This window comes from Micromonospora sp. DT228, from assembly GCF_049841595.1.
Lineage (GTDB): Bacteria > Actinomycetota > Actinomycetes > Mycobacteriales > Micromonosporaceae > Micromonospora.
The window spans coordinates 1-366 of sequence record NZ_JBNCKO010000073.1; the positions used below are offsets into that span (position 1 = coordinate 1).

The window sequence follows — 366 nt, forward strand, 5'->3', positions numbered from 1 at the left end:
GTTCCGATCAGGGCCAGAGGAGATCGCCAGGTTGACCCACCCGACGTCGAATTTCGACATCGCCATGGCTCGGTTCGTCAAGTACGTCCTGAGCCCGGGGACGCAGCGCTTCGCGCTCGTCCGTAGCTTCGACGACTCGTACTCGCCGGCGAAGGACCCCTACCGCAAGATTCGGTTGGCGGTCCAGGCCGGCCGACGCACCGGCAAGGACGAGGCGGCGATGAACAGCGCCGTCCAGAACTGCCGGCCACAGGTCCGGGGCCACTACATCGACATCGCCCGCGGGTGGCTGTCGTTTATCGAGCCGCGCGCGGACACCGCTCTCGTCTCCCCGGGCACCGCCCGATGGCACACCACCGACCTGAC

1 protein-coding gene is annotated in these 366 nt (G+C 67.5%); it reads left to right on the forward strand.

The annotated features are described in order from the left end of the window. Positions 1-31: 31 nt before the first annotated feature. On the forward strand, positions 32-366 hold a 335-nt coding region (locus ACLQ29_RS35465), incomplete at its 3' end, for a hypothetical protein (RefSeq protein WP_425775714.1).